Raw genomic sequence first — 26,970 nt, 5'->3', positions numbered from 1 at the left:
AAGACCAGTTTAACTGATCCCTTCGGACGCTTAATGGGTGATTTAATGAGAAGTAGACCTCGATTCAATTGAGTCAGTCTAAGGCCATCCTGAAACCTATAGATCCCGAAATGACCTCTCATTCAATTCCAACACCTGGCTTATTTAGCGGAATTGATCCCATCGAACCATAAAACGTTGCATCTCCAAAAGAGAAGATGCCTCCATCGGCTGCAACTAACCAATAGCCTTTTCCATCTGGTGTGGAGGCGATTCCAACTATTGGTTGGTTTAGATTATGGTTAGCCAGTGAACCATAAAACGTTGCATCTCCAAAAGAGAAGATGCCTCCATCGGCTGCAACTAACCAATAGCCTTTTCCATCAGGTGTGGAGGCGATTCCAACTATTGGTTGGTTTAGATGGCTATTAGCCAACGAGCCGTAGAATGCCGCTGATCCGTAGTCAAAGACTCCCCCGTCTCCAGCTGTGAATCTATATCCCTCCGAGATCGCAGATGGAGATAGAGCCGGGGTCAAAGTGGACGGAGATAGCGCCGAAGTTGTAGCCGAAAGCTCATTTGAGCTTTGAGAGAAGCCCGCTTGGTTAAGTGCCTTTACGTAAAAATAATACGTTGTTGCTTCTTTTAGGTTTGTTATCACATAGGAAGTTCCCACAATCGGAGATGAATTGACCGCGACGGCTGACTCCGATCCCGCAGAGGTACCTTCGTAGATGTAATATCCACTCACCACGGAGCCACCGTCGTTAGCTGGAGGATTCCAATTAAGAGTTACAGATGCTGGCGACGAGCTAGGAGATGGCGCTGTCGGCGAGCCCAACGAGGAGGTAGCTGAAGTTAGAGTTGGGGGAGTTGGCACTGTTATGGCAGCAACTATTGGTTGGTATTGAAATGAACCTATAGAACAATAACTAGATCCACCAGTTGGACGAGGAAATCCTCGCTGATCACTTGAAGGTATCACAGCACCGCTTGGAACAAAGCTAGTTGAAGTTGCAGGCGGACCACAAAGTCCACTTGAAACCGGCACAACATCATAAGCAGGCGAACCTGGCACAATGGCCATCGTTAGAGTTGGTCCAGAGTTATCGACCAGAGATCCAAGGTTGGGAGCAGTGGTACTTAGCGAAAATGTCGAGGTAAATCCACATGAGCTATCGCTTGAAAGGTTGTAGCCGAAGTCAAAAAAACTACTAGTCGCACTTTTTTCAGCACAGTTGGCCGTAATTGCAGCAGTTGCGGGCGGTGATCCAGTGGTGGACGCTGCACCGGAGGTGGAATTAGCGAGAATATCCCCAGCAAGTGTGGTTTTTGCAGCGGATGAATCATAGATTGCTCCACCTCCTCTAGTTGGGGCGCTGTTACCAGAGAAGGTCGAATTCGTTACAGTTGCTGAATTGTCATTATAGAATCCGCCGCCCGACTTCTTTGCCAAATCACCGGAGAATGTCGTATTGGTCAGGGTAACCGAACCCGCACTATAGAATCCGCCGCCCGACTTCTTTGCCAAATTACCGGAGAATGTCGTATTCGTCAGGGTAACCGAACCCGCATTATAGAATCCGCCGCCAGACCAGGCACTATTATTAGAGATTTCGTCATCATTCAATTGGCCGCCAACATAACTGAATATTCCACCCCCAAGGCTATGACCTCCCTTGGCGCTATTGTTCTCTATCTGATCCATAGATGACTTAAAAGTGCCAAACCAGTTGCAGATAGCCCCGCCGTAACCAGATTTACCACCGCCGTTTTTACCAACACGATTATTCGATATAATGTCGTAACTAGAGTTCACTGTGCCTTTGAGGATATAGATTCCACCGCCTTGTCCCCGTGCACCGGAGACATTATGGGTGATTGAATCGTTGGACAGACTAATTTTGGCCGAACTCGAACCATTTATGGCCAATCCACCACCACCGCTGAGCGCCCCTGGTGTTGCGTTGTAGCTAAATATATCATTGGTTGCAACCAGGCTCTTACTGCCAGAAAAATAGAGTCCGCCACCCTCGCCATCTTGTCCGCGAGCATGGTTGTGTGAGATCTTATCGCCTATAAGTTTTGCCTTTCCATCGATAGAAATTCCACCTCCCAAACCGCCCTTGGAGGATTTGGCTCGATTGTAGGAAATCACATCATTTGTCGCCAGTAATATACCCGATGCGCCACTGTAGATTCCACCGCCACCGAGAGAGCTATGTAAAGCCACATTGTGCGAGATAGTGTCATTGAAAAGAGTTAGATTACCTTTGTTGTAGATTCCCCCACCGCCATTGTGAGACGGATGAGTCTTGTGGATACCATTGCCATATTGAATGGTCAAACCCGATATTGAAACAGTCGTATTCTTTTTTATTCTAAACACAGGGCCTAGAACCCTTTTATTCTTTGCAGTTCCACCTACAAAAGTTGTCGAGGAACCCGCCCCAAGAATCTTTATATCTTTACCTATGACGATAGTTCCACTTGCTGATGTATTATAGTTCCCTGCCAAAACATCAATAGTATCATCGGCATTGGACTGCGCTATTGCGTATGCAATAGTCAAACATGGAGATGCGAAAGTACAACCACCTTTATCAGTTCCACTCGTAGATACGTACCTTGTGGTAGAAGAAGAACCAGCATAAGCAGGTCCAGGTCCGGCTATCAAAATCCCAACCATGCCAAAAAGACAAACGATTGACAGCGCTATATCTCGCGTACGCCTCAAACCTCGAGTACCCAAAAGGGACCACATTCTTCTATTGTTACCATACCTATTGGCACGATGCTCATTGGCACTATCGGATGACAATACTTTGAAGGGCCAAAGACGTAAGTTGCAACTATTAAACATATCTGGTGCGACCCTTCATTTAAATACACAATCCCAGAGGTAACTTCTAAAAACTTCAAGAGCAGTATTTGATTCCCCAACAAATAACCACGCTATCACATGCTACGCATACACCTGGCGGATAAGCTGTCCTTAAATACGTAAATCAAAATTCCATAATAAGGATCAAGGCGAGCCCATCGACCTATTCAAAACCATCTACTTCTAAGCATCTTTTGGGCTCGGCAAAAAATTCAAAGTTCAATCTATAAAAAACAAAGATCGTCACCCTTGGTAGTCACTCGAAAATACCACGGCTCACCAGATCTCTTTTAACTACACTTTGACTCATGCCCGCCACAAACCAGTCGAGTGTGAATCAGAGTGGCTATTCATAGTCCTCCACATCGGTCTTGGTGACCTCAGTGTCTCAAAAATGATGGGCTTCAATAAGGCAGTACCCGTTATAAGCGATCGTGCATCAACCAACACAAACTCAGTAATCTCAGAAGACCAAAAACCAACGACCAACGACTCCAGAAGAAGAGAGATGGCAACAGAAAGAGAGATGGAGCCAGAAAAAGAGAGATGGAGCCAGAAAAAGAGAGATGGCAACAGACTACGTAGAAGTAAAACAAAATATCAGACGTTCCGATAGTACCAATTTATCAATTTGGCCTTCAATAGCTTTTGAGGCAGGAGCGAACCGAACAATACTTTGCGCAGCTTAGGCCTCATGAGCTAATTTCTGTCCCAGCTATCGCATATATTCATCGGGATTGTGGGTTACCATCCATTGACTTCATTTCTTCTTTGAATTATTTTGTGAAGGCGAGAACAGCTGTAGCGATTCGCCATCTAAAACTGCATTGAAAACATCCAATCAAAAGGTATCCTGGACGCCACTAACTATTAATCTAAATGCTAAAGTCCTCTTGCACCCGGCACAAGCGAAGTCGTATAAAGCCATCGCTTCATCGCTTATTTGGGCTCCACCGACCACCTATGACATCGCCACGACTAAAAAAGCTCATTTCACCCTCACCGCTCGGAAGAAGGAGCCTATCTCGACTGTCAAGTGGCTTTAAAATAAAAGACCCATTGGCACCTAGGAAGAGTATCAACCTAAGTACCAATGGATCCATCCAAAGCTACAAAAACTATCCGTTGAACTCCGACGGAGACTCTGTTGACTCCGGAAGCTGAGGGTTCTCGCCCTCTTCGCTGTATAAATCAGCAAATGAGTTCTCAACCGCGTCAAGCGCACTGTGAAGGGCTAGACGAACCGTAGAACGGGCTTCAGAGGCTACAGCGCCCAAACGCTTAATATCGCTCTTGAGCTCATCCCTACGCCTCTTGTGATCCGAGACGTCCATCTCGAGTCGTGTCAATTCGGCATCCCGCATCTCAGCTACCTCTTGCGCAACCTTTGTACGCATCATGTCGGACTCTTGGCGAGCCCTAAACAAGGTATCCTCAGCGGTGAATTTAGCCTTTTCGATGATCTCGTCCGCCGATTGTTCGGCATGGAGGAAGATCGACAAGATTCGATCTCCGGCAGGAATAGAAGAGGCTGGTGGTACCTGTGCCGGTATCGGCTCGACTTGGAATGAGCCACCACCTTGAGTTGCCTCAGCTTGGGCTAATCGAACCTTCAATCGCTCGACCTCTTGTTCAGATCGAAGCAGTTTGGAAGTTAAATCTCTGATCTCTTTTTCACGACTTTCAGCACCGGCTGCAACCTGCTCTAAAAAAGCATCGACATCGTCTGGGTTGTAACCTCGCATCTTCTCGCGAAATTGCGCTTCTCTTATCGCCTTTGCGTCAAAGTCCATCCTTTAAAGGGTAGCAACTTACAAAACTACAAGGATGGTTTTTTCAAACAAATTCAAAGGATTGCGGTCATATGTACCCTTTGGCAGCACGATCACACCCCAATGAGAGAATCGACGATCCTCTTTGATGTACTCTTGCCCCTCAAAGTAGCTCTAGAGCGCAAATTTGGGCAACTCGACCCTAGGGGCCCGGGTTGACGATCCTCATCAAAATCTGTATTACCAAAAGGATGATCAGTGGAGATAGATCCAGAGCCGCCGAGCCAAAAGCTACCGGAGGAATAATCCGACGAAGAGGTAGATATACCGGATCTGTGGCTCTTCTGAGATAGATGTTGACCCTATACAAGGGGCTTCCTGGCTGTGTTGGAAAGAAACTCAAGAGAATCTGTCCAATTATTATTAGAACATAGACCTCGAGGCCTCGGTAAAGAATTTCCTGTAGGATCCTCAATGCTCTACTCCTAAAATACTCCGCGTTCGGACAGATTTGCGCGTTCCTCTTGAGAAACAGTAACGTTGCTCGGACTCAATAAAAATACGCCATCGGCTACTCGCTCCATCTTACCCTGCAAAGCATAGGTAACTCCAGAACAAAAGTCAATCATACGTCTTGGCAGGTCGCTCTCTACGTTTTGAAGGTTCAAAATAACAGGAAGGCCATCTCGCATAAGATCGGCCACCTCAGTGGCATCCCTAAATCTCTTGGGGTAGACGATATGAACTGTAGGCTTTACCTGATTTATAATTGGACGTATAGTTGGAATTCCGCTTGCCATCTTACCTCTATCTGGTAGATCCACTGGTTGCCTCGATCTCGCCTCATTTTTGAGGGCGACATCCGAATCTATGCCAAAGGGATTTCGTCCCCCATGTGCAGCATTTTCTGGTGCCTTGGCGTGAACCTGGGAAGGCGCCTGCCTTGGAGGTCGTTCCGGATTATCTTGGTAAACCTGAACGTTGGGACCCCTTGGATAGGTTTCTTCTCTGAGCTCGGAACCATTTCGAACCCCATAAGGGGGATCATATTCCGGATCAAATTCTTCAGGCGAATCGGTGAGACCCAGCCATTCAAGTACTTTCCTCATAGCGGGAGCCATTATCTCTCCATACTTTTCATCTATGTTCCAACTTGCAAACTGATTGGAGTTTTACTACCCAAATCAAAACGATTTACGATCTTTAATTCTAAAAGCGAGCGATTCATCCTAGAGGATGATCTCAAAATACCTAACATTCTATGAACGTTCGTAGTTGTTCATATTGTCAGTTCTTGCCTTGAACTATCTCCCGATCCCCAAAGATCGCTCGACCCACCCTTACAATCGTAGACCCTTCTGAGACCGCCGCCTCAAAATCATCTGTCATTCCCATTGAAAATTCCGAAAGATCCAAAGATCTACCAAGTTGATAAAGATCCCTAAAGATCAAAATGCGCTCTGGCATAGAGACAACCGGGGTTATTGTCATTAGACCGACTACATTCAAAGAAAGCGATAATCCCTTCTTTAGGGCCTGTTCAACCTCCGATACAGCAAATCCCGACCGTTGCTGCAACTTCGAGTAATCAACTTGCAAAAAAAGCTTTGATTTTGAGTCATTAGCAGCCAATAGTTCGAGCTCTTTTATCCTCGAAACACTGTGCCATACCCCAACGACACCAGCAAGACTGGGAATTCTACGACTTTGTATCGCACCTATCATATGCCAGTTGAGAACGGAATTTGAAAGAACGGTGGCCTTTTCCAAAAGTTCATTAGGGTAATTTTCTCCAAAATCAACTATTCCCAATTTATTGACCTTTGAAATCACATCAACGTCAATTCGCTTTGAAACAGCCACGACACTAACGTGAGACCCACCAGCACGAAGGACCCTGTCTTTTACCTTTTGGTAGTTTTCATAGATAAGTTCAGATCTGTCTTCCAAAGGTGCCATCTCCTAGTTCGATATGCAGATCAACTCGAGAATTATCCCTACTTCCACAGTTATGAATCCGAGCCTACGACAAACAAGGCCATTCTAGAGGCAAGATCTCCACCTCTATATGAAAAATACCTCTCATCACAGATCGTGCAAGGCGGCCGCGTACTTTGCAGAAGGACGCCACTTTTTTGAAAGAGATGCGAAATTGATCCATAGATGTCAAGCGCAACAGCTCCGCCCTCAAGCGGGACGCTGGCATTGGTTCCAACCTTTTGGGAGAAGATATCGGCGTCACCGCTGGAGAATTCATAACAACAAATCCCCGCATGAGGACCAACCACGCCAATCAGTTCACCAGATCCGGCTGCCCTTAAGCGATCGATAGCCCCTTGAATAATGCCGCCATAGATTCCACGCCAGCCCGCATGAATAGCGACATAGCACAATGAGGAAGAATCAAAGATAACAACAGGGGCACAATCTGCCACCAAGATTATTGGGACGGAGCGGGGTTCATCAACAAAAATCGCATCTCCCTCTAGAGGTTCTCTCAGTTGCCCCTTGCCAATTTCACCGTCTTGAGAAAGCTCTGCACTATCTCTTATGATGCTGGAGTGGGTCTGACGTAGTAAAGCTCGACTTTGGTATCTGCCGCCTGCCGCGACAATCAGCTTTTCGGCCACTTCGCTATTCCTAGCGTTGCCATCGCTTCGATTCGAGAAAAAGGCGGACCTTCCATCTGCATGGCGATAAAGAAGCTCCATCAAAAGACCCCAATCAATATATGAAGAACGCCTAATGTCACTAGCGGTACCTTCCTTCACGCAAACAAGGACAAGACCAAACAGTTAGATAATGCCCAAATAGAAACCAAGAGCAAATAGCACTATCGCTGTCGCTGTCGCTGTCGGGCATATCTCAGGTCCATCTGCCAAAATACTCGATCGAAAGGTTCGATTCGATCCCTCGGCTAGACGATTGCTAAAAAGCAAAAAACAAAAACATCCGATAGACCGATTGGATCACATGCCTACCCAGGTGACTTTTGAGTCTTGTCTTGTCCTAGTATCCTCTCCCGGTATCGTTAAGTACTGCTCTGGATCATCCTCGTCGTAAAACCTTATCCATCGTTGGCGAAATATCTCCACCTTGAATTCAAAACTCGATTTCTTGGTCTGATCTCTTAGCTCAGCATTGTCCTAATTATTAAGATGTAAATAAATTACTTAGACGGCAATGCGCGTTAGTGAGGCCATCGATCAAAACAACGGTAAAAACAGACCAGAGAGATCTACCTAAAAGTAAAATTTAATCCCATTTGGGGAAGGTCTTCAAGTTAGAGGTTCTTTAAAAAAGACGGAACGTCGATATCTCCATTGTCATCCTCGTCAAAGTTAGCTTTATGATTGGAGCCATTGCTTGACTTCTTAGATACTAACGAATCGTGATCGCCATTCAACCCTTCAGTTGCGCCGCCACGAACACTCGCGCTATTAGCCTCGTTATTAAACTTATCGATTGAAGAAATATCGATTTTCTTCATAATCGATTCGACTGTTTGGCTCTTAGCGTCATTGAGTCCAAAACCGGTGGCGATAACGGTAACCCTTATCGAATCCCCGAGACTCTCATCAATCACATTTCCAAAGATGATATTAGCATCTTCATGCGCCAACTCTTGGACGACTTGCGCCGCACGATTCACCTCTAGAACCTTGATATCGTGACTTCCCGCGATATTTATCAGAACACCCCGAGCACCTTCCATTGAAGATTCAAGGAGATGCGAGGTAGTTGCTAGCTTGACGGCCGTGACTGCTCGATCCTCACCCGTAGCGGTGGCCACGCCCATGATCGCAGTTCCGGCATTTTCCATTATCTTTCGAAGATCGGCAAAGTCAGTATTGACCAATCCTGGCTTGGTTATAAGATCGGTGATACCTTGAACGCCCTGCATCAACACTTCATCTGCCATCTTGAAGCCATCCTCAAGAGTGGTCCGATCGGTTGCAGCTGAGATAATCCTATCGTTCGGTATCACAATAAGGGTATCGACCTCTTCGCGAAGGCGTAGAATACCCGCCTCTGCCTGTCTTGAGCGATTACGTCCTTCAAATGCAAACGGACGTGTAACAACGCCGATGGTAAGCGCTCCTAGGGATCTTGCAATCTGTGCTACTACAGGTGCGCCACCAGTACCAGTACCGCCGCCTTCTCCAGCTGCTATGAAGACCATGTCCGCCCCTCGGAGCGCCTCTTCAATCTCCTCACGGTGATCTTCAGCGGCCAATTTGCCAACCTCTGGATCACTGCCTGCACCCAAACCTCTGGTTGTGTCCTTACCGATCTGCAACTGAATATCTGCATCCGAGCCAACCAATGCCTGTGCATCCGTGTTGATAACTATAAATTCAACTCCACGAAGCCCAGCGTCGATCATTCGATTGACGGCATTACTACCGCCACCACCGATACCCACCACTCGAATCATCGCCACATAATTATGCGAATCGACATTGATCATCGATATTCACCCCATCAGAAATCTCTTAGACAATTGCACCGAGTCTTTGAATCAAACCAGGTCCCCCCAACATAGCCACGTAGAACGTGCCATCTCGTAAGTTCATGCCTAGATGTAATCTCCAACTTTTACGGCTCGACACATAGCGGCCGATATCGCAAGTCCGTGCGGATTATTCTAGCGGTTTTAACTCTCCACCAACCGATAGAACACTAAAGGAATTAAGCATTCTTGGAAGTACTTCTCTGCACGCACTAATAACGCTGAGTATGTAATTCTCTCAGTACTTTGAGGAACTTTCAAGAGATAATTATTTATAAAATAGCGACTAGCGACTTTGGTAATTGCGCCATCTAATTGCCGGCGGCCCAACCATCGCATCAATATGATCGTATTTCCATGATTTCGTATCCATTGTAATTGGGTGGACTAAGTGAGCACTCAAAGCGCAAATCAGAACATTCTCTAGCTACGACATGGATACTTAATAAATTTCAAGAAACAATCAACCTAGCGCCGAAGTCGAAAAGTCCATCCAGCCACCAGATCGCCAACTCTGGATGTTCTATCGATGCGACTAAAAGTGACCGTCATGATCAATTCATCAACATCGGCCCAAGAGATCTTTCAAAGCCACAATTCAATTGCATATCAATCAAATAATTACACATAATAATGATATCTACCATGCACAATTTAAAAATCCTCAAAAGCTATTTATGGGGTTTCTTTTATCGCAACATACTCAAACAACCTCAAATAAGGACCTTCTCATTTTCCGTCTTTCACAACTCCTAGGAGCAAAATCCCAATTCACCGCCCCTAGATCAATTACCACAAAAATAAATAGCCCCTTTTCGCAGCGAATCGATCCAAACCACAAACCGCAATTACACGCCAAAACCATTCCAAAATAATCAAGACAACATCGCACTCTCCCGAAGGTAAACAATTCGCTTAAATTCAAATTCCAAGCTCATCGCTTGGGAAAAGGAATATCTTGAAGGGTCAATCAAACGACGAGCCCTTATGACAGTTTCAGAGTTAGATAAGTCCAGAGCTCCCCAAAAGGCACCTCTGCCCTTTTGACTTGGCCACTATCAACGAATCAGCCCCGGCAAAATCAACGACACAAAGGGCCGTTCTTCACCCAACCCGTCGCCGAATAAGATGCAAAACCCAGAGAAAATAGACCAGAAAGAGAGTAACCCAGAGTCAATAGGCGATAGGCCACTTTCGATCCATCTATTGCGCTTGCCCATTCAAACTTCACACAGCAGAATCACATAGTTAACTTTTGGTAACTTTTGGCATAAGCGACCTGACCAAGATTACCCTGGCCCTCTAGGAAGAAGATGGCGGTATCAACGACGGATGAGAGATATCGGTCAAGTCCAAGATGCTTCCTGGGGCAAGTGGAGTCGCCTTCTCTAAAAGTCCAAGTTCAGCAACGGTAGCACTGATCTTATCTTGATTGGAGATGTAGACAAATGTATGGTTTGAATCCTCAAACCCCACACCTGTTCCCGGAAAGACGAAATATTCAATCGGCAGATTCAATAGACCACCAAGGTGCCCCTCGATATATGCAATCCTTGAAAATGCTGGTTTCACCATCGAAACCGAGGTGTATGTGGCGCAGTTAAAGTCCACTATCACTCCGCCATAGGGGTCGGTTGCCTTACAGATTGCTGGCATGGCGACTGGGGGCGTAACGCCCGGGAGGACTTGTCCTCTTTGACCTATCACTATGCGATGAATGGAGAGTGAGTCTGTGGCTACGACAAAAGTTGCCTGGGCAGAGGTGACTAGCACATCCAAAGTATTTGGAAACTTCTTCTCAACTAAGGCCGAATTGATCTTTGGATTTTTGAGCAATAAAGCTTGGATCGTACTTGTGGGGACAGAAAAATAGCTAATGTGAAGATACTTCGAGACGATCCCGCTGACAAAAGAAGAACTTGCCAAAGTGCCTTTTATGACAATATTCGTCTTTGTAATCTTAAAGATAGAAAGAGAGGAGATGACCCCCAAGTAGCCTAGGCCAAAGAGGCCAAGTGAAGCCAGAGCGAGAGCAACTCTGCGCCGGAGAAATCGCTTCGCAATCTGGTTCCTTCGACGCTTTATCCGCGGGTCAATTCCACTCTTATCATCCAATTTTATAAAAAACGCTTTCTAGTCAAAAAGTACTATGGAGATTCGACCGAATCGGTCGTGGAACGATCCATCGACAAAACAAAGATAACACGCCACCCATATCCAGCAACCATAGAGTTCGGAAAATCTAAGGCGAGATCGTCACCAAAGAGAGCTCCAACCTAGTGAGATTTGACGGTGTTTAACCCTTCCAATCCGTAGGTCTCGTCGAATCCTAAAAATCGAATCTCGCTATGAAGTCGTATCGAGAACTTAGCATCGACAATATCACGAACTTTAGCCATAAGAGTTATGACGTCAAGGGCCGAAGCTCCGGGCTCTGCCTGAATAAAATTCGCATGCTTTTGTGAAACACTGGCACCGCGATAGGTAAATCCCTTTAGGCCCGCTTGTTCAATGAGGCTACCGGCGCTTATTGAAGGAGGATTAACGAAGACACTTCCAGCATTTTGCCCACCTGGCTGATTGTTCCGACGCCATGTCACAATCTCGCTAATTCTGGCTTTGGACAGCTGCGGATCCCCCTCCACCATTCGAATCGTCGCACCTAAAACTACCGCTGTGGGTGACAGTCCCGAACTTCGATATCCAAATCCGCATTGACTAACGCTCAAACTTTTGTAGCCCAAAGGCTCATTTGGATCATAGATCTCGATCGATTCAACCGAATCCGCCATAGTCGAACCATGGCCACCTGCATTCATACGAATAGCACCACCAATCGACCCTGGCACCCCTACTGCCCACTCAAAGCCACTCAACCCGATGCCGCCCGACCGTCGAGCAAGAATGGGTAAATGCACAGAAGATCCTGCCCTAGCGGACAAACCTTCAAAGTCAATGCGGTCAAAGTCACCCCCTAAGCAAAGTGCAACCCCAGAAAAACCAGAGTCAGAGACCAACAAATTCGAACCATTACCGATCACAAAAATCGGTATCTCACCCTCATTTCTGATCAGCTCATAGAAGGTCAAAAGGTGCTCTTTAGTCCCAATAGTTACACCAATTGCAGTAGAGCCGCCCACTCGATAAGTAGTACGAGAAGCTAGAGATGGATCAGACCAGATCGACAAACCAGCCAGCGCTAGGGCATCTCTCAAACCATTGAAATTCCAGTGGTGATCCATCAGCCTCTTTGTGCTCCATCCCGTCGCAGCCCTGCACGATCGATCATCTCTTGGGCCAAAGATGTGATGTCTCCCGCGCCAAGTGTTAAAAAGATATCGCCCTCTGAAATAAGGGCCAAGGAAAAGTCAGCCATATCGCTGCGACTAGGGTGATACAAAACCTCAACATTCGGATGGTTGGTATTCATATGTACAGCAATCAGCTCACCAGATACTCCAGGAATTTGATCCTCACCTGCGGAATATACGTCGCCTATAATGACTAAGTCACCGCCGGCTAACGCGTCTCCAAATTCGTCAGCCAATCTCGCAGTCCGGCTGTAACGATGTGGCTGAAAAGCCACAACTATGCGACTATGTGGCCATTGAGCCCTCGTAGCCTCAATCACCGCACGAATCTCTGAAGGCAAATGGGCATAGTCATCGATAAATTGAACTCCTCGAACCTCCCCTTTTCGCTGATATCTGCGAGAAACCCCGGTAAATTCCAAAAGCGAATTAGCCGCCACTTCAATCCCGACACCTAATGAAACCGCCATTGCGATCGCTCCAGCAGCGTTCAATGCGTTATGCATCCCCGGTACCACTAATTCAACCCTCTGGGACACTGAACCTCTCTGGTTCAGGTCAAAGTGCGTCTGATACTCCCCAAAAGAGACATTAGAGATACAGAAGTCATCGGTCTCGCGGACTCCAAAGGTTTTAACGCCCTCTATCGAAAGAAGGTCACCTACATCTCCAAGATAGGAGCCAATCAACTTAGGCCCCTCGGCGTTCTTGACAAATCTAAAGAAGTGGTCTTTTAGGTCTTCATAGCCGTTGTAATTTTCAATATGGTCGGGTTCTAAGTTTCCAACAACTACACCATAAGCACCTAGCGCCATAAAGCTCTTATCGCTCTCGTCGGCCTCGATCACAAAATAGTCCCCGGCACCCTTAGCTGCAGAGGTTCCCGTCTCGTTCAGTTCGCCACCGATAATGTAAGATGGAGAAAGGCCCCCAGCCAACAGGCAAAGCGTCAGCATCGATGTAGTTGTGGTTTTACCATGTGTTCCCGCCACGCCAATCACCTTGCTATCGCCTAGGAGAATCGGGAAAAACTCAGATCTATCCAAAACGGGTATTCCCTTTTGAAGTGCCGCCAGCACCTCTGGATTACTCTGTCGAATCGCAGATGAGATAACTACCACTTGTGCATCTCTAACGTTTGAGGATTGGTGGCCTAGATACAGTTCGACCCCATAGCCCCTGAGCCGCTCAAAGGAGGACGACGCCTTCAAATCTGAGCCACTAACTTCTACACCACGCTCAGATAGAACCATAGCTATTGCTGACATTCCAGCTCCGCCAATGCCAACTATATGGACTCGTTCCGGCATAACAAGGTCTTTCATGGCGACTCCTTTCATGGAAGTATCCCTAGAGATCTATGCGGACAAACCTTTATTAAAGAGCATAATCAATGGCTCTTTTCGCGATCCGTATTGCAGCATCGCCAACTTCGTCGTCACTTGGCTTATTGGGAAAACTTTGGTGAAAAACTTTGGTTGGCGAGCTGATCAATTTCTCGATCATGTCGCCAAGAAGTGCCGGGGAAAAGTCGCCTTCTCTTACAAAGACTGCCTCGCTTCTCTCGCAATACCAACGAGCATTCTTTGTCTGGTGGTCGCCTGGGGAGTTCGGAAGCGGAATCAAAATAGCTGGCACTCCAAAGTAGTCGAGCTCAGCCACCGTATTCGAACCTGCGCGCGAGATCACAAGATCCGCATTTCCCATATATGAATAGAGCTCGTCACTATAGTTTTCAAAGACGACCTGCGCCGATGACACCTTTGATACTTCTGTGAGTTCTTGTCGAACCTCCCCGAAGTCACGCTCTCCTGTAATAACAAAAAAGCCCACCTTTGGGAAGCGATTTGGGAAGTTAGATAAGGTAGCAATAATTGCATCATTTATTCTTCTTGAACCTAGCGAACCGCCAAAGATAACAACAAAGCTATCTATCTCATCAACCTCGAAGCCCGCTTTCGAAAAGAGATCCCGCCTTGCCTCTTTGGAGACATCGACAGCCATTATCTCTCTTCTTAGAGGGACTCCCGAGCGGTTCGCAAAACCATTGGGATCGATCTTGCCCCGATGGATCTTTGACTCTTCAAAACTTAAAAAGATCTCCTTGGCTAGTTTGGAGATCAACCGGTTGGCTCGCCCCATAACAGAGTTTGTCTCCACTACTAAAACCGGAATCCCCAAGCTATAACTAGCCAGTGCAACAACGACTGAGATGTAGCCCCCAAAGACGATGGCGACCTTCGGCCTCTGCACCTTGAGCAAAGCCCTTATCGCAAAAGATGCAGATACAAGGGAGGCAACGCCTCGTACTTTGGATAGTACTGTTGAGCTAGCGGTAATTCCCCTTACATCAAGTCTTTCTCTACCATAGGGCAATTGCGAAAAAATAGCATCCTCGACCGGCCTACTAGAGGTCACAAAACAGATTTCGCTCGCCGAAATCGATCTATCCTCAAGACACTGCGCTACTGCCACCGCTGGATAGATATGACCGCCGGTGCCTGCCGCACCTATGACAACCTTCATATCGTACCTACTTTTTAACTTTAAGACTTCGAGTTGCAACTCTCGAGAATCGAGTTTGAAAATTTCACCATCTTTGGACCATCATCGCACGCACCAAGCGACGCTATGGCCGCCTCGTTGCGCGCTCGGACATCTATTCAATAGATGCATCCGGCGCACACTACAGCCAGCGACGATTTCCTTTTGAAGAATAACCCTAGCGCCTAATGCCTTGGCGGGCTTGCGCCCTGAGTTAGGTTTTCGCATCCATGGTCGTAATGTAATCGATCACTCAACGGTTCATCCACTAAGATTTAATGGCGACAATAAAGGCCAAACCAATGCGTCCAAGTCCGCTCAAATAAGATCCAAAGGCCTCAGCTTTACCCAGGCCAATTAATCAAGGGCATTCAAAGACCTTTGTTAGCAACACTGTTAGCAACACTGTTAGCAACACTGTTAGCAACATAAAATATGAATACGTACTAACGAGATAGCAATCACATGCCCTAGCGCTAAGGCAAATCAAAAACAAAGTGTGATTACTCGCTCAACAAGAAAGTCCAAATTCCAAGGTTGATAGCAATGGGACAATTTTCACCTTCAAAGTCACCTTCAAAGTCACCTTCAAAAATCAAGCCCTAGCACTGTTTGAATCTTCTAATCGCAGTAGCACAATTGCCTCAACAGATAGGGTCAACTAGCATATCCACCTCATATGCATGACCCAACTCGCTCTATGGGAGGATTCGTTGCCAAGCTTTTTAATCTCTGCCGATCAGCTCTGTCGATCGTCTCTTGCCGCTAAGAAATCGACGCGATAGCTGATATAGAGACCTGAGGAAGAGAAACGACGATGATCTTCCATCCAACAGCTTTCTCCTTGGCAGTTCGATTGAAGCTACAGGTCTATTGAGACTGTAGTCACATGGACAAGCAACCCTCAAGGAGTCACTTTCTTACTCGCAGACAGCCTTACTCGCAGACAGCCAAGAACCACCTGCCGAAACCCCTACCATGTAAATCAAAGCCAGATCAAAGCCAGATCAAAGCCAGATCAAAGCCAGATCAAAGCCAGATCAAAGCCAGATCAAAGCCAGATCAAAGCCAGATCAACGCACAGACTATTTCGGCAAAAGGTTTTATACTAAAAATAAATTCACCCTTCACTAGCGAGATCCAACCTCTCAACGATTAAAATAACCCTTATAAAATACCAAGTTCAAAACGCGACAATACTAAGATATTAATCACAGCCATGAAAAACTTTAAATGATTTCTAGTTGCCCCTATAGATAAGTCACTGGAATCAAATCTTCAACTTTAATAAACCATGGTAATTATTTGCAATGACCGCCATTTAGTCAGCCAAAAAGTAGCAACATATTCATTTACTGCCATCTTTATCAATTCAAGATGGGTCATCAAACCACCTATCTCCTAACCAATCACCGCAAATTATAGGACTCATTACGCGACAATTATCAAGAGCCATCGACCAAGTCAAAGACGACCAATTGTCGATGGCTGCTCAACAGCAGCTAATTACATCTCTATGAAATACAAATCGCGACCACTTCGAGGAGCACTTCGAGGAGCACTCTCACGACCACAGGGAGAAGGCACCGGTTATGAGGTCTTGATGATCCAAATGATGATTGGGGAAGCCAAAAAAGCCAAGGCCGTCCCAAAATAGCAAAATCACAGATCCAAGGCGATGATGACCTTCAGAATTGGAATACCGCTTGTTATGGACTGGAGCGTTCCGGAGACTAGTGTCATCACACTAATGGTAAACTCCAAATATTACGATAAGTCGGCGCTATTGTTCCTGATAATTTTCGACCGTAACTACTTTTTTTTGATTTCGCTATCGCCCAAAACCTGCCATTAACTTCATTACCATCCGCATCGAATCGAAGCAGTAACAACCCAAAGTTACTTAATAAACAAACCCGAAGGGCAAGAATTTGAATCAACATTTGATTCAAAATCGATTAGAAAAGCGTAGTTAGTCGCAAAAAGGAAAGTCCCAAGGGGAACTAGCTTCACTCCTGGCATAAAAAATACCACGGATCTTGCGCTACTTTTTCAATAAAAGGTGCCACCTTTTCCGGCAACATTGGCCTGGCAATAAGATATCCCTGCACGTTTGCACAACCCATACGTTGCAGAACCTCAAATTGTGCTATAGTTTCGACCCCCTCCGCCACGATCTCAGCGCCCAGAGCATCTGCAATCCTTATGACCGACTCTACTATGGTGCTAACTTCAACGTTCTCAACCAATTCACTCGTAAAGCTTTGGTCGATCTTGATCGTTGTGGCGGGAAATTTACGAAGATAGCTGAGAGACGAATAGCCTGTGCCAAAATCGTCGATGGAGATGCCCACGCCTAAATCTTTTAGCTTTTCGATCTGTGCCTGTGACTCATCAACATTTGTCATAGCGATAGTTTCAGTAATCTCCACCTCTACCACGCCATTTCCAAGACCATATTGGCGTAGCTTGTCTCCCAAGATCGAGACCAAGCTGCCGTCTAAAAACTGAATCGCTGATACATTGATCGAGAGCATCGCCACATCGACCCCATCACGATGCCAGCTAGCCAACTGCGCGAGGGCTCGACTAATTATCCAATTTCCCAGTGGAATTATAAACCCAGATCGCTCAGCGATTCGGATTATTTCGGATGGCGGGACCTCACCCAATTTAGGATGATTCCAACGCAAGAGAGCCTCAAAACTTCGAATTGACCCATCCCTGAGCGAAACTATCGGCTGATAAACCAAGTACAGCTCATCATTGGAAAGCGCCCTTCGGAAAGACTTCTGGATCTCGAGGGATCGAGTATAGGCCCCAATATTCGAGGAGTCGAAAAGAAGGATCTTATTTGAACCACCATGACGAGCGCGTTCTAGAGCCGAATTAGCCAAGATAAAGAGTGACTCAAAGTCACTAGAATCATCCGGGTAAAGCGAGATGCCAATGAAAGCTCCTAAGTGAACTTCACCGGCTTCCGTCTCAATTGGCTGATTTATCAATCCCAAAACAGACTGTGCGAAATCCAGCGCATCGAGTGGATCCTTCGTGGCAACGGCCATCGCAAATTCATCGCCGCCCAAGCGACAGATCGGCCTCTTTGGATCTATCATAGCTTCAAACCGACTACCAAGCCTCTGCAATGCGACGTCGCCTATCGAATAGCCATAGGCCTCATTGACAGCTTTAAAGTGATCGAGGTTGACAAGCAAAAGAGCAACGCCACCCATTGCCTTTGACTCTGACTCAAAGAGTTCAACCGTGGCCACCATGAAGGAGTTGCGGTTCATAAGACCGGTCAAAGAGTCAGTCATCTCGGCGTTACGAAGGCGTTCCTCGTTTGATCTCTCCTGGGTGACATCCTTATAAAATCCGGCGTAGCCCACCACCATCTCTCGATCGTCACGAATGTGGCGAATTGAAAATCGATTCAAATACCCGAATCCATCCTTGCGATGGCTCCATAGGTCGCCGTCAAACTCACCGTTCCGCAACAGCTTCGACCAATCCTCGCCGAAACCACCATCAAAGACCATCGGTGAATCAGTCGGTGCTACATAAGTATCGATTGCATCTTCTTCGCTATAGCCGGTAATCCTAGTAAAAGAGGAGTTGATAGCAGTGACCCTAAAGTCGGCGTCAGCAATCGCTATGCCTTCTCTACTGTTAGTAAAGAGACTCGCCGCAGTAAGAAGACGATCTCGACTCTCAATCCGAGCGGTAATATCCAATACAACAGCGACGAAGAAACGCTCCTCGCCCACTTCGGCAATCTGAAGGTGAACTTCTACTGGATATCTTGACCCATCTTTGCGTTGACGGACCGACTCAAAGACCAATATCTCCTTAGTCTTATCCAATAGCGGTGAGGCCAGCTCCATGAAGCTGGCCAAATCAAAATCAGGCTTAATCGCCAGAGCATCCATCTCATTTAGCTCTAAAGCGCTATAACCAAGGTTAATCAATGATCCACGGTTGGCCCATGTAAAGCGCAGCGACTTGGCTTCATAGATTAGCACTTCGTTGAGAGAATTATCGATAATTCGACCGAGTAACTCTATTCGATTGCGCCGTTCGTCACGCTCATTTACATTTTCAACTGCAGCGACTAAATAGTCGAAGTTACCCAAAGCATCAGTGACCACCCCTACGGTATTATGAACACGAATAGTTGAGCCATCCTTATGGATGTAACGCTTATCTAGGACAAAATAACCACCAGTCGCCTGAGAAGCTCTAGCTAAAAACGCCTTACTCAGCTCAATGTCATCGGGGTGCGAGAGGCCATATACGATATTTCTGGGGAGCTCATCTTGTTTGTAACCGAGCATCTCACAAAAGCGACTATTCGCCTCTAGGATCATCCCATCCTTGGTTAATGCTATCATTCCAACCATCGAATGCTCGAAATAGGCGCGGAAGTGGCGCTCCTTAGCAGCGAGCTCAGAGGAACTTCTCTCGATTTCCGCGTTTCGGTCAAAGTTTTCAAGAGCAAAAGTTACATCACGAGATAGCTCGTCCAAGAGCGCAACAACATCGCTATCGAAAGCACCTATCTGTTCGTGATAGGCCGTAAAGATCGCAAAGATCTCACCGCCACGAAAGATTGGGAAAGATCCACATGAATTAATTCTATTGGTAACAGCACGCTCTTTCCATGGATCTGTCATTTCAGAAGAGTGAAAATCATTGATTATGACATTTTGACCTTCACGCCAAACGTGTCCAGTTGGGCCTTGTCCGAAGTCAGAAGATGGATCGACGAAGATCTCAATTCCATCTAAATACGCAGTAGCCCCAGAAGAGACTAGGCGAGTCATACTTCCTGATTCGAGATCCGGGCGCCCAATCCAAGCAAGTCTCATTCCACCAAGAGAAACCGCAATGTCGCAGATCAGCGGAAAGAGGTGGCTTTCATCTTCGAGACGCAAAATAGCTTCATTGATCTCATAGAGGGCCTGATAAAGACGTGACATCTTCTCGAACTTCTCGTCCATTTAGCTCCTCCGTCTATCCAAAACTGACTCCGGGCTTACCTCTGGCAATGATCTATCCAAAACTACCCAGCGAGTGAAAATAAAGCAATCAATACACCCCTCATAAACGCCTGAATCTCTCATTTAGAATCTCAAATTCGGATCGTCCTTTTAGCAATACGAATTATCTCTCAGTGATATGGCCAATAGAGACCCCAAACTCATAAGCGATGCGCAACTCAATCCCATGAGCCTCATCTTTATTCACCTGATGCCACAAAAAACCGTCTTGTAATAGAGCTTCCTTGATCCATTTGATCTCTCGAAACTCTACTTTCAAAGCTCATCGGAGCTGAAGCTCACCTACGCATAACCACAGTCTTGCCCCAATTTAGGCGTTCCGCTCCTAGAAAACCTATCAATGGATATCGACCTATAGTCGATTCGCATTAGTTGAACTTAAATAATTATAGTAATTTATAATTTCATCAAACTATAAATCAAACTTTTAATTTCGCCTATCTGGCCTCGTGCCGCCCCAGTTAGAAAAGAGCGATCTCATAGACGGCGGACAAAAGGCTATACAATGAACCGAAACTTATCACACAAATTGACCATTTGGAAAAGCAAAAGCTCCCAATTGCATAAAAATCATGAACTACTCACCAGCAATCTAGTGCGAATTGATCTCTTGGTAATATCTGCACTGATCCACTATCGTCATCTCATCCCAGATATTGTAATGTGAATGCTCGATAGGATATCAGCCATGAGGGATTCCCTAAGGCGTATCATGATCTGGCACCAAAGAAAGAGCGTTCGACAATTTTGCCTTTGCCTTGATATCGATCTAACACTGCACGGCACGACGGATAGAAAATCGATCAATTCCATGGTTCATAAACTTGCCTAAGCATTTCAAACGGTCAACTTTAGATATCTATATCCACTGGTAATAGACCCAAGAGTCGTAATCTTGGTCACCCCAAAACTCCTTTGGCATTCAGTCAATGCCTTAGGGTGTCCAATCGACAACTATAAACGAATCTAGCCAAGCCTCAGAAAGACCAGTGTTCACTCTGACTCGAGCTTTTAGAAACTCACCTTGATGAGCGCGGTCTCGAATCATCACAGCCCAGAATTAGGGGTGAAAACACCCTCTATTGACACATGCTAGTCAATTGATGCAATAGAGTGTCGCGCTCGAGAAACAATCTAGTATTCCAAAAAAACAAAACCCAAAAGACTTTCGACCGGCCCGATGCTCATATTACCCGCGCCTAAGTAGATCAATCGATCCTAGGAGCAAATATCAACCAGTAGATCTCGCTCACTCGCCAATCTAATATATATTCTTGGGTTGCCTAGGTAGTTACCCTCTCCTGGCAATCTCCTTCGGAGCCTGCAATAGCTTTGTAACTTTTATAAGATCTAAGCCACCTCCATTCTTGTACCGTTAGTCGTATCTCAAACTGAATTATTCGTGGGGATAATCGGTACCTCAACTAGGAGTTCGAGACAACCTATTCTCCTTTCCCTGGGAAGATTTAGATTTTTGAGACCATCTACCTCTAAGCCCACAAACAAATCATCTTTCCTAATCATCGATGAGATTAGAGTCGAAAAAGATGGACCGAAAGTCTTGTACCACAGCGCAACACAGCTTCTCCATGCAACCCTCAAGTACTTTTCCAAAAAGGTTTGGCCAAGAAAAGCGCGATCTCCTGGCCAAATCAATAATATCGACTGATCGAAGGGGTCGCCTTAGCACTTGGTTATCACGGTATTGCTAATCTCTGTTTCGCTAATCCGAGTGTGGTTGAAAAAACCGCATCAACAGCACGATGCTCCATGCGGAGGTAAGGATTCCGCCTCGATCAGCTATGTTGCTTTTGGAAGTTAACTCTGCAACCATTACAACAAAAGTAGTAGTCGATGCCACCTAAATTGACAGTAATGGCGCTGGCGTCGATCACTACATCCATCCCACAGATTGGGTCAATCCCAATCTGTGGATAGTTGGGCGCCAAAGTTTCAGCTCGGTGCGACCTTGAATTTCTTCGGGTAACTATCTCTGCCAAGATGGATATTGCAATCTCACCAGGAGTCCGCCCACCGATGTCTAGTCCAGCTGGAGACTTTATCCTACTTAGGTCATAGCCCTTATCCTCTAGAAGACTTAGAACGCCAGCTCCCCGCCTTCTTGAAGCCACAAGGCCGATATAACTTGCCTTTGACTCCAAGGCCTCAATAAGCGCCGGCTCTTCGTCGATCCCATGGGTAGCGATGACGACGAAGTCACTTTCAAGCTCCTTAGATCCCATGAAAGTGCCCTCAAGTGGCCTAAAGCCAACAACTGCCGCTGCATCTAAAAGTGCCTGAGCAATTGGAGAGTCACCATAGATCACAATCGTCGGCTCAGGAAGTGAAGGTTCTAAAAACATCTCCAAGGTCCCGCCTGAAAGGCAAGGGTTGAAGGCCCTTATCACCTCGCCATCTGAGTCATTTTCATCGCTTTGAGTACTATGGGGCGAGATGATCAAAAGTGCCGAGAACTCTCTTGAGAGAACCCGCAGCGACTCAGCCTTAACTGTAGTCAAGGCACAAGAGCCACCAACAAAACCTTCGATCGTCCCATCCGAAAGAATCACCGCACAGTCTCCTGGCCTTGCACTCGTTGGCGATTGGGCCCGCACTACAGTTGCCAAGACAAAGGGAACCCTCTGTCGTCGCAACTCCGCTGCTCTATCCATTACATCGATTCGTGTCACTGGATTGCCAAATCCGTCCTATAGGGCGCACCTTGCATTGCCTGCCAGACTTGAGCTGGCGTAAGCGGCATATCTGCGTGCTTGACGCCATACGGAGCTAGCGCATCAATGACTGCATTGACAACCGCCGGCGGTGATCCTACTGTAGCCGATTCACCAACCCCCTTTAGCCCAAGAGGATGATGTGGGGACGGCGTTACAGTGGCACCGGTCTCCCAAGAAGGACATTCTAAGGAAGTAGGAATAAGGTAGTCCATAAACGACGCACCAAGGTTATTGCCATCTTCATCAAAGGCAATAACTTCCATGAGGGCCATTCCCACTCCGTCTGCAAGACCACCATGTACCTGACCTTCAACGATCATCGGATTGATTCTTGGACCACAGTCATCGACAGCAATGAATCGCCGTACCGAAACCTTGGCAGTTGCAGGATCCACATCAACAACACAAATATAGGCTCCGAATGGATAAGTCAAATTCGGCGGATCATAGACACACTCAGCATTTAGGTGACCTTCTACCCCTTCTGGTAGCTCTACCGTTCCGTGAGCACCAAGTGCTATCTCGGCCATGGTTTTGCCCACTGACTTATCACCTTTGATGTTGAAGCGGCCCTTCTCCCATTCCAGGTCTTCAGGTGCGCACTCCAGCATGGCACTAGCCACAATTCGTGCTTTATCAACCACACGTCGTGCAGCTATAGCTGCGGCTGCGCCAGATACCGGGGTCGAACGAGATCCATAGGTGCCAAGGCCAAATGGGGTATTGTCGGTGTCACCGTGTACCACGTCAATATCTTCTGGTGGAATACCAGTTACCTCAGAGACGATCTGAGCAAATGTAGTTTCATGGCCCTGTCCTTGACTCTGAACCGATAGCCGAACAACCGCCTTACCGGTAGGATGAACACGAACTTCACAGCCGTCAGCCATTCCGAGCCCTAAAATATCCATATGGCGCTTAGGACCAGCGCCAACCGTCTCGGTAAAAAAGCTAATGCCTATTCCCATTAGCTCGCCTTTGGCCCGTTTTTGTGCCTGCTCCTTTCGAAGCTCCTCATAACCAGCTATATCCATTGCTAAGCGAAGGGCCCGAGGATATTCACCGGAGTCGTACTCCCAACCCGTCGGAGATGTATATGGGAATTGCTCTGGGCGAAGGAGGTTCTTCATTCTCAGTTCTGCAGGGTCCATTTTTAGCTCTTGAGCCAAACGATCAACCATTCGTTCAACGAGATAGACAGCCTCAGTAACCCTAAACGAACATGCGTAGGCGACGCCCCCTGGTGCTTTATTGGTATAGACACCCCGAACAGAACAATGTGCAGCCATAAGATCGTATGAACCCGTAAAGACGTGGAAGAACCCTGCGGGAAACTTGGTCGGCTGAGCGGTATTATTGAAGGCACCGTGGTCGGCTAAGACATCTACCCTTAGACCCAAAATCTTTCCATCGGCGCTAGCTGCAATCGAACCCTTCATGTGGTAGTCACGTGCGAAAGAGGTGCTCATCAAATTCTCAGAGCGATCCTCCATCCACTTGACTGGTCGCTTGGTAAGGATCGATCCAACTATAGCCAGCACATAACCCGGATAGATTCCAACCTTGTTTCCAAAGCCGCCACCAATATCAGGGGAGACCACCCTCAACTTATGCTCTGGCAATCCCGCCACTAGGGCATATAGGGTTCTGTGTGCATGTGGAGCTTGAGTTGTGGAATAGATCGTAAGTTTTTGATCTATCGGATCCATATAGGCAACAGCCCCGCAAGTCTCCATCGGTGCAGGATGGACTCGAGGATATAACATATCTTGGTTGACTACGATGGCAGCGTTCGCAAAGACCTCATCTGTAGCAGCTTTGTCACCCGACTCCCAATCGAAAATAAAGTTATCAACCTTGCCAGCGATGTCATCTCGAATCACCGGCGCATCTTTATCAAGTGCTTTTTTGGCATCCACCACCGGTGGTAAAACTTCGTAGTCAACCTCAATAAGTTCCAGCGCATCTCTTGCGGAATAACGATCCTCAGCAACCACAAAGGCAACCTCTTGACCTTGAAAGCGAACTTTATCGGTCGCTAAAACAGCTACCACGTCATGAGAGAGTGATGGGATCCAAGCCAGATTCAGCGTCTCAAGGATTTCCCCAGTGATAACCGCTTTTACTTTAGGATGAGCTTGAGCTGCGGAGATATCAATTGACTTGATGCGAGCATGGGCATAGGGAGATCGCAGAACCGCACCGTGCAACATCCCAGGCAAATTGAGGTCATCTACATAGTTTCCCTTGCCCCGAAGAAAACGTGCGTCTTCTTTGCGCAACATTCTTCCAAAGCCAATCGGATTTGCTTGATTTTCTGTGGTCGTCATTGCGCAACCTCCGCTACATCCAAAGCGCCATTCGAAGAAGAGTTTGCAGCCGCCCATCGAATCGCTCTAACAATATTTTCATAACCCGTACATCTACAGATCTGTCCTGAGATCGCCTCTCGAATCTCAAGGTCGCTTGGATTGGGATTTCTATCCAAAAGGGCACGAGCGGTCATCAGCATTCCTGGGGTGCAAAAGCCACACTGAAGGCCGTGTTCTTGCATGAAGCCCTTCTGCACTGGGTCCAGTTCCCCACCTTGTTCAAGATCCTCTACTGTTCGCACTCTGTGGCCATCTGCCATTGCCGTCAAGACAGTACAGGACTTAACTGGAAGATCATCCAACCACAAGACACACGTACCGCAGTTGGATGTGTCACAGCCCCAATGCGTTCCGGTTAGCCCGATTTGATCTCTTATAAAGTGAACCAACAGAAGTCTAGGCTCTATCTCCTCAGAATAGTTGACTCCATTTACCTCAATATTCACACGCACTGCTAGTTTGCCTTTCCCTTGGAATTACTTAGTGCCCCATCGAGAGCCCTCCTGGTTAATACCTCCACCAAATGTCGCTTATATGCGCTTGGTCCACGCTGGTCAGAGTTAGGATTACACTCCGCACTAGCCATTCTTGCTGCCTCATCAAATAGGTCGGGGGTGGCATCCTTACCCAATAGATATGCCTCCGCGCGACTGGCGCGAAAATCAGGAGCACCAACAGCGGCCAAGCCGATTCCTACTCTTTGAATCTTTCCATCTTGGAGAGCGATAACGGCACCCGCAGCTGCAATAGCCCAATCGCCAACGCGGCGCTCAACCTTTTCATAGGCACTACCTAAATTCTTTTGTGTTACAAATGAGACTTCAGTCAAGATCTCATCGGGCTCCACAACCGTAGAATAGGGGCCCGTATGAAAACCATTTACTGAGACAACTCTGGTCCCTCGTGGCCCTCGAATCTCAACCATGGCATCTAGGGCGGCAAAGACTGCAGAGAGGTCTTCAGCGGGATCTGCTTGACACATGGAACCACCTACAGTTCCACGATTCCTTACAATCGGATCCGCAATGACAGCTTCAGCGTCTGGGATTATCTTCGCAACTTCGGAAATGACCTGAGAAGCCAAAAGCTCGCTATGGCGCGTCATAGCACCAATCCGAAGCACATTCCCGTCACGTCTTATGAAAGAGAGATCTGCCAATCCATTTATATCGATCAGACATTCGGGTCTAGCTAGTCTCAGCTTCATCATTGGTAATAGGCTGTGTCCTCCCGCTACCAATCGAGCCTCGGGCCCTAAGCGAGTGAGACGCTCGATAGCGTCATCTACACTCAGAGCGCGTTCATATTCCACCGGTGCTGGCACCTGCATGCATATCCCCCAACTTCATAGTGCGCCTAAGCTTCAGAAGCAAACCCAGGCAACCACATAAGTACATCTTGTAGCTAAGCGATATTACACCACATTTAATTGGCGAATCGGAATTTAACTTCAAATGTCAAAGTGATATGAAATTTTCCAAAGCCACCAAAAAGAAGAGCAAACTGGCTACGAATCACCGATCTACCGTCAACAAAAAGAACGATCAAGAAGAGGTCTCTTTGAGTCACTACGGATCTTTGAGTCACTACGGATCTTTGAGTCACTACGGATCTTTGGAGGTACGAACCAGAGGTCGTGTCCTCAGCAAGGTGCTTTCGTAGATCCTCATTTCAAAGAGGCGTTGATTCAAGAAATACAAGAAATAGCCCTTGTTCGGCGTGGGATAATCTCAGAGTGATCCAGAAATTCCAAAATTATATTGCAATGAAGAAATATAAAAATTAATTCACCAAAGATCA

General features: G+C 46.8%; 16 protein-coding genes. All 16 read right to left on the bottom strand.

Annotated features, from left to right (window positions below; translation table 11 throughout):
- Window positions 1–118: 118 nt before the first annotated feature.
- On the bottom strand, window positions 119–2,716 hold the full coding sequence (locus AXFE_RS00490) for a fibronectin type III domain-containing protein (protein WP_160291672.1): 2,598 nt from the start codon (window positions 2,714–2,716) through the stop codon (window positions 119–121).
- Window positions 2,717–3,981: 1,265 nt separating this feature from the next.
- On the bottom strand, window positions 3,982–4,656 hold the full coding sequence (locus AXFE_RS00480) for a DivIVA domain-containing protein (protein WP_052603937.1): 675 nt from the start codon (window positions 4,654–4,656) through the stop codon (window positions 3,982–3,984).
- 181 nt (window positions 4,657–4,837) lie between these two features.
- Window positions 4,838–5,110 (bottom strand): YggT family protein, encoded by a 273-nt coding sequence (locus AXFE_RS00475; protein ID WP_052603936.1) that lies wholly within the window; start codon window positions 5,108–5,110, stop codon window positions 4,838–4,840.
- A 10-nt stretch (window positions 5,111–5,120) separates the two neighbouring features.
- Window positions 5,121–5,744: a cell division protein SepF gene (locus tag AXFE_RS00470; RefSeq protein ID WP_235347491.1), complete on the bottom strand. Its 624-nt coding sequence runs from the start codon at window positions 5,742–5,744 to the stop codon at window positions 5,121–5,123.
- A 178-nt stretch (window positions 5,745–5,922) separates the two neighbouring features.
- Window positions 5,923–6,585, bottom strand: a complete 663-nt coding sequence (locus tag AXFE_RS00465) for an alanine racemase (RefSeq protein ID WP_160291671.1) — start codon at window positions 6,583–6,585, stop codon at window positions 5,923–5,925.
- 59 nt (window positions 6,586–6,644) lie between these two features.
- Window positions 6,645–7,406 (bottom strand): polyphenol oxidase family protein, encoded by a 762-nt coding sequence (locus AXFE_RS00460; protein WP_152625760.1) that lies wholly within the window; start codon window positions 7,404–7,406, stop codon window positions 6,645–6,647.
- Window positions 7,407–7,918: 512 nt separating this feature from the next.
- Window positions 7,919–9,106 carry a cell division protein FtsZ gene (ftsZ, locus tag AXFE_RS00455; protein WP_052603932.1) on the bottom strand — a complete coding sequence of 396 codons (1,188 nt, stop codon included), beginning with the start codon at window positions 9,104–9,106 and terminating at the stop codon, window positions 7,919–7,921.
- A 1,344-nt stretch (window positions 9,107–10,450) separates the two neighbouring features.
- Complete coding sequence (locus AXFE_RS00450; RefSeq protein ID WP_052603931.1) at window positions 10,451–11,263, bottom strand: FtsQ-type POTRA domain-containing protein; 813 nt, start codon at window positions 11,261–11,263, stop codon at window positions 10,451–10,453.
- Between the two features lie 161 nt (window positions 11,264–11,424).
- The gene (gene murB, locus AXFE_RS00445; protein ID WP_052603930.1) at window positions 11,425–12,390 is read right to left on the bottom strand and encodes a UDP-N-acetylmuramate dehydrogenase; all 966 of its coding nucleotides are present in this window, start codon (window positions 12,388–12,390) and stop codon (window positions 11,425–11,427) included.
- A complete protein-coding gene (gene murC / locus AXFE_RS00440) occupies window positions 12,390–13,784 on the bottom strand; it encodes a UDP-N-acetylmuramate--L-alanine ligase (protein WP_052603929.1) in 1,395 nt (464 codons plus the stop codon). The genes murB and murC overlap by 1 nt, the downstream gene beginning before the upstream one ends.
- A 52-nt stretch (window positions 13,785–13,836) precedes the next feature.
- A complete protein-coding gene (locus AXFE_RS00435; RefSeq protein WP_152625759.1) occupies window positions 13,837–14,985 on the bottom strand; it encodes a UDP-N-acetylglucosamine--N-acetylmuramyl-(pentapeptide) pyrophosphoryl-undecaprenol N-acetylglucosamine transferase in 1,149 nt (382 codons plus the stop codon).
- 2,027 nt (window positions 14,986–17,012) lie between these two features.
- Window positions 17,013–20,003 carry a bifunctional diguanylate cyclase/phosphodiesterase gene (locus AXFE_RS00425; RefSeq protein WP_052603926.1) on the bottom strand — a complete coding sequence of 997 codons (2,991 nt, stop codon included), beginning with the start codon at window positions 20,001–20,003 and terminating at the stop codon, window positions 17,013–17,015.
- Between the two features lie 1,856 nt (window positions 20,004–21,859).
- Window positions 21,860–22,753: an XdhC family protein gene (locus AXFE_RS00415; RefSeq protein WP_052603924.1), complete on the bottom strand. Its 894-nt coding sequence runs from the start codon at window positions 22,751–22,753 to the stop codon at window positions 21,860–21,862.
- A complete protein-coding gene (locus tag AXFE_RS00410) occupies window positions 22,750–25,128 on the bottom strand; it encodes an aerobic carbon-monoxide dehydrogenase large subunit (RefSeq protein WP_052603923.1) in 2,379 nt (792 codons plus the stop codon). The genes AXFE_RS00415 and AXFE_RS00410 overlap by 4 nt, the downstream gene beginning before the upstream one ends.
- Window positions 25,125–25,622 (bottom strand): (2Fe-2S)-binding protein, encoded by a 498-nt coding sequence (locus tag AXFE_RS00405; RefSeq protein ID WP_052603922.1) that lies wholly within the window; start codon window positions 25,620–25,622, stop codon window positions 25,125–25,127. Before AXFE_RS00405 ends, AXFE_RS00410 begins: the two co-directional genes overlap by 4 nt.
- Before the next feature lie 2 nt (window positions 25,623–25,624).
- The gene (locus tag AXFE_RS00400; RefSeq protein ID WP_052603921.1) at window positions 25,625–26,500 is read right to left on the bottom strand and encodes an FAD binding domain-containing protein; all 876 of its coding nucleotides are present in this window, start codon (window positions 26,498–26,500) and stop codon (window positions 25,625–25,627) included.
- Window positions 26,501–26,970: the final 470 nt, after the last annotated feature.

Source organism: Acidithrix ferrooxidans (assembly GCF_000949295.1).
Lineage (GTDB): Bacteria > Actinomycetota > Acidimicrobiia > Acidimicrobiales > Acidimicrobiaceae > Acidithrix > Acidithrix ferrooxidans.
Note: the sequence above shows the minus strand (reverse complement) of the source record. Positions and strands in the feature narration are given on the sequence as shown.

Bases quoted from the DNA above. Each gene is read 5' to 3' on its own strand.
- murB (WP_052603930.1), bottom strand. From the start codon at position 12,390: ATGGATCACCACTGGAATTTCAATGGTTTGAGAGATGCCCTAGCGCTG.
- AXFE_RS00435 (WP_152625759.1), bottom strand. From the start codon at position 14,985: ATGAAGGTTGTCATAGGTGCGGCAGGCACCGGCGGTCATATCTATCCA.
- AXFE_RS00400 (WP_052603921.1), bottom strand. From the start codon at position 26,500: ATGCAGGTGCCAGCACCGGTGGAATATGAACGCGCTCTGAGTGTAGAT.
- murC (WP_052603929.1), bottom strand. From the start codon at position 13,784: ATGAAAGACCTTGTTATGCCGGAACGAGTCCATATAGTTGGCATTGGC.
- AXFE_RS00480 (WP_052603937.1), bottom strand. From the start codon at position 4,656: ATGGACTTTGACGCAAAGGCGATAAGAGAAGCGCAATTTCGCGAGAAG.
- AXFE_RS00470 (WP_235347491.1), bottom strand. From the start codon at position 5,744: ATGAGGAAAGTACTTGAATGGCTGGGTCTCACCGATTCGCCTGAAGAA.
- AXFE_RS00425 (WP_052603926.1), bottom strand. From the start codon at position 20,003: ATGGACGAGAAGTTCGAGAAGATGTCACGTCTTTATCAGGCCCTCTAT.
- AXFE_RS00410 (WP_052603923.1), bottom strand. From the start codon at position 25,128: ATGACGACCACAGAAAATCAAGCAAATCCGATTGGCTTTGGAAGAATG.
- ftsZ (WP_052603932.1), bottom strand. From the start codon at position 9,106: ATGATCAATGTCGATTCGCATAATTATGTGGCGATGATTCGAGTGGTG.